The organism is Acinetobacter sp. UBA1496 (assembly GCF_002324975.1).
GTDB lineage: Bacteria > Pseudomonadota > Gammaproteobacteria > Pseudomonadales > Moraxellaceae > Acinetobacter > Acinetobacter variabilis.
On record NZ_DCRI01000112.1, the window covers coordinates 21184 to 27360 of the forward strand.

The 6177-nt window shown below is 43.1% G+C and carries 3 protein-coding genes, 1 tRNA gene and 1 pseudogene; 4 read left to right on the forward strand and 1 reads right to left on the reverse strand.

Translation table 11 applies throughout. From position 1 onward, the window contains the following. Positions 1 to 97 precede the first annotated feature (97 nt). Positions 98 to 184: transfer RNA gene (locus tag B3143_RS14640), tRNA-Leu, on the forward strand. Between the two features lie 265 nt (positions 185 to 449). On the opposite strand, the gene B3143_RS14645 is transcribed toward B3143_RS14640, so the two are convergent. Next, positions 450 to 2093 (reverse strand): acyl-CoA synthetase, encoded by a 1644-nt coding sequence (locus tag B3143_RS14645; RefSeq protein WP_005233901.1) that lies wholly within the window; start codon positions 2091 to 2093, stop codon positions 450 to 452. Between the two features lie 241 nt (positions 2094 to 2334). Between B3143_RS14645 and B3143_RS14650 the strand changes: the two are divergent. From B3143_RS14650 to thrS, 3 genes and pseudogenes are all read left to right on the forward strand, one after another. After that, positions 2335 to 3617: pseudogene (locus B3143_RS14650) on the forward strand (D-arabinono-1,4-lactone oxidase). A gap of 12 nt (positions 3618 to 3629) precedes the next feature. Continuing rightward, complete coding sequence (locus tag B3143_RS14655; RefSeq protein ID WP_005233912.1) at positions 3630 to 4769, forward strand: alanine racemase; 1140 nt, start codon at positions 3630 to 3632, stop codon at positions 4767 to 4769. A 257-nt stretch (positions 4770 to 5026) separates the two neighbouring features. Next, on the forward strand, positions 5027 to 6177 hold a 1151-nt coding region (gene thrS, locus B3143_RS14660), incomplete at its 3' end, for a threonine--tRNA ligase (RefSeq protein WP_286741038.1).

A 6177-nucleotide genomic window follows, 5' to 3' on the forward strand; every position in this document is an offset into this window, starting at 1 on the left:
ATAAAACAAAAAAATAAGAATTGTTTTAAAATTAGGCAAATGTGTTTTTTCTGCGTTGACAAGTTTTTGAAACAGAGTAATATAGCCGTCATCCACTCCCGAGGTGGTGAAATTGGTAGACGCGGCGGACTCAAAATCCGCTGTCAGAGATGACGTGTCGGTTCGAGTCCGACCCTCGGGACCAAGATTTTGAAAAACCCCAAGCGTATTAAGTCTTGGGGTTTTTTATTGCCTAAAAATAAGCATGTGGATGCGAACTTCTTTGATGGATCGCATTCTTTATCTTTAATTTGGTAAGGCATCTCTCAGAATAAGTACCTTAATCAGCACTTAAATACACTAATTGTCTTTATTCTGAATATAAAAAAAGCCCCACTCACCAAATTTTTCTTTCTCAATATTAAAAAAGAAATTTCAGGAGTAGGGCTGGATGCTAGGGTCTTAATAAATTAAGAAAATTCACCTTGAGAGCGTTCTTTAGCCCAGTCACGCAGGATAAATTTCTGCAATTTCCCGGTTGAAGTTTTTGGAATCTCGGTAATCACCACATCTTTAGGTACTTTAAAACGCGCCAGATGTTGCTTGCAGAATTCGATAATCTCTTCTGCTGTAGCAGTTTGTCCTGCTTTCAGTTCGACAAAGGCACATGGTACTTCCTGCCAGCGTGGATCTGGTTTTGCCACCACGGCTGCCGTGAGAATAGCAGGATGCTGATAGAGCACTTCTTCCACTTCCAGCGATGAAATGTTTTCACCACCTGAAATAATCACGTCCTTAGAGCGGTCGGTAATTTTTGCATAACCATCAGGTTGGCATACTGCCAGATCGCCAGTATGGAACCAGCCACCAGCAAAGGCTTCTGCAGTTGCTTCCGGGTTCTTTAAATAACCTTTCATGACGATGTTGCCACGGAACATGATTTCCCCCATGGTCTGACCATCATGTGGCACTTCCTGCATAGTGTCAGGATCAAGCACTTTCATGCCGTCTTGCAGTGGATATGGTACACCTTGACGAGAATGCAGTTGTGCTTGTTCCTGAATCGACAGGTCTGACCAGCCTGCCTGAGACGCACAGAGCGCAGAAGGGCCGTAGGTCTCAGTTAGACCATAGACGTGAGTCACATTGATACCGATATTGCGCATGCCCTCAATGATTGCAGCAGGAGGCGCAGCACCGGCTACCATCACTTCGACACGATGATCAAACTTGGTCTTTTTCTCTTCAGGAGTATTGATCAGCATAGACAGTACAATTGGTGCACCGCAGAAATAATCCACTTTATGTTCAGCAATGAGTTTAAAGATCAGTTCCGGATCAACCTTGCGTAAGCAGACGTTCGTACCACCATTGGCTGCCATGGTCCAGGCAAAACACCAGCCATTACAGTGGAACAGCGGTAAGGTCCATAAGTAAGTGGCACGCGGCATCATGCCACAAGCAATGATATTACTGGCTGCGTTAATATAAGCGCCACGGTGATGGTAAACCACGCCTTTCGGGTTGCCTGTGGTTCCAGAAGTGTAGTTCAGGCTAATCGCATTCCATTCATCATCCGGTAAATGCCATTCAAAATTGGTATCGCCTTGAGCCAACCAGTCTTCATATTCAATTTGGCCGATACGGGTGTCTTCCCCCTCGAATTCTTCATCAGCCACATCAATCACATAAATGTCTTGCTGTGGAATTAATGCCAAAGCTTCTGTTGCAACTGCAGAAAATTCTGGATCGACCAGCAGTACTTTAGTCTCAGCATGTTCCAGCATGAACGCCAACGTTTTGGCATCCAGACGGGTATTTAAAGTATTCAGGACCGCACCCGCCATTGGCACAGCAAAGTGTGCTTCAATCATTGCAGGTACGTTTGGCAATAAAACTGAAACGGTATCATTTTTACCGATGCCTAAATTTTGGAGTTGGTGGGCAAACTGACGGCAACGATTGTATTTTTCACGCCAGGTAATACGACGCTTACCATGAATGATCGCGTTTTGATTCGGGTAGATATAAGCCGCGCGATCGAGATAGCGCAAAGGTGACAGCGCTACAAAATTGGCAGGGGTGCGCGGTAATTCATCGTATGCCTTAACCATTGTAAAACTCCGTTCTATATTTATTTTTCATATCCTGTTAAAAAAGATATGCAATTCTTGGAAGTCTTGCAGTTATGCTTTAGTCGAGTGAGAATGCATAATTTTAAAAAATTAAATAATTGAATATTAATAAAATTATTTTTAAGCACTGATTTTTTTGAACCTATGGGTTCCCATATTTGCCTTTTTAGGTATTTTACTCTAAATGGGTGTTAAAAATAGCCTCAGCCAAGGAATAATAATGAAAATACAACAGGCGGATGCAACATGGAGTAACTGGTCGGGAAGCCAGTACAGTTCTCCTCAAACTTTCGAGCCTAAAAAAATCAATGAATTACAAACTCTGGTAAAGTCACATGCACAGATTCGTGTGGCGGGTGCAGGACATTCATTCAGTGCGCTAGCCAAAACTGATGAGGTATTGATTCGTCTGGATCATTTCAAAGGCGTGATAGATGCAAATGAAGCGACAGCTCAATGTACTGTACAGGCAGGTACGCGTTTATATGAGCTGGGTGAATATCTAGCCCCTCTGAATCAGGCTTTGATCAACCAAGGTGATATCGATCAGCAAAGTCTGGCGGGTGCCATCTCGACCGGTACGCATGGCACGGGAATTGATTTACCGTGTCTATCTGCTTTCGTTCAAGGCTTTCAGTTACTGACTGCAGATGGCGAATTATTGCAATGTAATAAGCAGCAAAATACGGAAATTTTTTAGGCGGGGCGGGTGGCACTGGGCAGTCTCGGAATACTCACTAAAATTAACCTGCAAAATCGGCCGCGTTATAAATTAAAAGAACAGATCTGGTTATGTTCGTTAAAAGACATATTTTCCAATATCGATCAATGGAAACATCAGCATCGGCATATTGAGTTTTGGGCATTTTTACATGCTGATCAGGTCATGCTGAAAACACTAGATGAAACGGATGAAATTCTCCAGTCGAGAAAAGAAAGCTGGCCATCAGAAGACAGTTTACTGATGTTATGTTCTGAATTGACACGGTTATTGCCGTCTACCAATCCTTATCTGCAAAAGCTGCTCGGTGTTTTTGTCAAACCGACCTGTTTTGTGGATTGGTCCAGTCAGATTTTCCCTACACCGCGCAATACCCGATTTAATGAAATGGAATACCAGATTCCTGTCGAACTAGGCTTGCAGTGTCTGGAAGAAGTGCTGCATTGTCTAAGGCAGCATCGTGTGCCGATGTTCTTTCCGATCGAGTTTCGTTATGTCAAAGCGGATGAATCTGGCTCAGTCCATTTTATCAGCGGGATTCAGTTTCAATTTCTATCCATCAATTTTATAAGCAGGATTATCACGTCATTTTTAATCTAGTGGAACCGATTTTTCAGAAATATCAGGGGCGACCACATTGGGGAAAATTGCATAGCATGCATGCCGCATCACTGCGCGACTTATATCCAAGATGGGGTGAATTTATGGCGCTACGTCAGCAGCTGGATCCGCAAAAAAAATGGCTGAATCCCTACTTAAAACAACTGTTTTTGGTTAAGTAACAGGAGTAGAAGGTGCGATCAACTTATTTTCAGCAACTGACTCAAGACCTAAAACAGCAGGGTACGGGTGCACCACAACTGATTCTGGATTTGGCTCAGTATCAACATAATCTGGATGTTGTGCAGGCAAAATTACCTCCGCAGTTAAAGCCTCGTCTGGCGGTGAAATCTCTAGCCAGTACCAAGTTGCTTCAATTCGCTAGTGAAAAGCTGAATACCCAATGTTTTATGGTAGTTCATCTGCCACATCTTCGGGAAATTATCGGAGCATTTCAGCAAGCGGACATTCTGCTCGGTAAACCAATGCCGATTCATGCAGCGCAGCGCTTTTATCAAAGCCTGTTTAGTCAAAAGGGCTTAAATCCTCAAGTAAATATTCAATGGCTGATCGATAGTCAAGCACGCTTGGAGCAGTATCTGCAACTCGCCCAAAACCTGAATCTCTGCTTGAATATAAATATTGAAATTGATGTGGGCCTACATCGCGGAGGAGTAAGCAGTCAGGAGCAGTTCGTAACCATGCTTAATTTAATTCGGCAGCATCTACTGTATCTAAAGTTTTCCGGATTAATGGGCTATGATGCGCATGTAGCCAAACTGCCAAAAATTCTCAAAAGACCTGAAAAAAGTTATCAGCAATCACACCAGATTTATCAGCAATTCAAGCTGACGCTGCAACAGCAATTTCCTGATTTATGGCATGAAAATCTATGTTTTAATGGTGGCGGCAGTCCGACCTTTATGCAGCATTGCCAGCAGAGTGTCTGTAATGATCTAGCTTTTGGTTCCATGCTACTTAAACCCAGTGATTTTGATCTGGCCAATCTCTCTGCTTTAAAATGTGCTTTGTGGATCGCCACTCCGATTTTAAAAGTGCTGCCTTATAGCCAGATTCCTGGTCTGGAAGTATTTAATCATCTACCGCATCATTATAAAGCGCTATTCGTTTATGGTGGTTACTGGCAGGCGGACTATTATTTTCCAGAAAAAAGCCAGCCGCATGTTTTATATGGACGTAGTAGCAATCAGGAAATGGTTCTGGTACCGAAATCTTGTGAACTGAAAGTCGATGATTACGTGTTTTTAAGGCCGACCCAAAGTGAAGCCATCATTCCTCAGTTTTCTCAATTGTATGTCTATGCTGAAGGGTAATTTGAAGCGTGGCAAACCTTGAGAGAATAAATAATTCTTGAGCGAATAATCATCTTAACTCATTGCAGCTCAAAAGAACTTTTTGGTGATAAATCCTATTTTTATTAGGGAAAAGGTTTAATCATTGGCCCAAGCCGTGTAAAATTCTAGGTGATTTTTTATTTATCCACCGTTTTTATCTTTTGAGGTTCTCCCTCGATCATAATCTCGCGGTGACATGCTCCATGGTACGGGGCATCACTCCTTAAGGATTTCATATGCCAATTATCACTTTGCCAAATGGCGATCAAAAACAGTTTGATCACGCCGTATCTGTGATGGAAGTTGCTCAAAGCATCGGTCCTGGTCTAGCAAAAAATACTGTTGCAGGTCGTGTAAACGATCGTCTAGTGGACGCGTGCGATCTGATTACTGAAGACGCAACCTTACAAATCATCACGCCTAAAGATGAAGAAGGTGTCGAAATTATTCGTCACTCTTGCGCACACTTGGTGGGTCATGCCGTTAAGCAATTGTTCCCAGAAGCAAAGATGGTCATTGGTCCAGTCATTGAAGAAGGTTTCTACTATGACATCTGGATGCCACGTCCATTTACTTTAGATGACATGGCTGCGATTGAAGAGCGTATGAAAAAGCTCATTGATCAAGACTATGATGTCGTGAAAAAAATGACCCCACGTGATGAAGTGATTGCAGAATTCACAGCCCGTGGTGAAGAATACAAATTGCGCCTGATCGCAGACATGCCTGAAGAAACTCAAATGGGCCTGTACTACCATCAGGACTATCTGGATATGTGCCGTGGTCCGCACGTACCAAATACCAAATTCTTAAAATCATTCAAGCTGACTAAAATCTCCGGTGCTTATTGGCGCGGTGATGCGAAAAACGAACAGCTGCAACGGATCTATGGTACAGCTTGGGCTGACAAGAAACAGCTCGCAGCTTATATCAAACGTATTGAAGAAGCTGAAAAACGCGATCACCGTAAAATTGGTAAAGCCTTAGACTTGTTCCATATGCAGGAAGAAGCACCAGGTATGGTGTTCTGGCATCCGAACGGCTGGACCATTTATCAAGTGCTTGAACAATACATGCGTAAAGTTCAGCAAGAAAATGGTTACCTTGAAATCCGTACACCACAAGTAGTTGATTTCACGCTTTGGGAAAAATCAGGTCACGCAGCGAACTATGCTGAAAACATGTTTACGACTCATTCAGAGAACCGTAACTATGCCGTGAAACCGATGAACTGTCCTTGTCATGTGCAAGTGTTCAACCAGGGCTTAAAATCATATCGTGATCTTCCAATCCGTTTAGCGGAGTTTGGTTCATGTCACCGTAACGAGCCGTCAGGTTCTTTACACGGCATTATGCGTGTACGTGGCTTTACCCAAGATGATGCGCA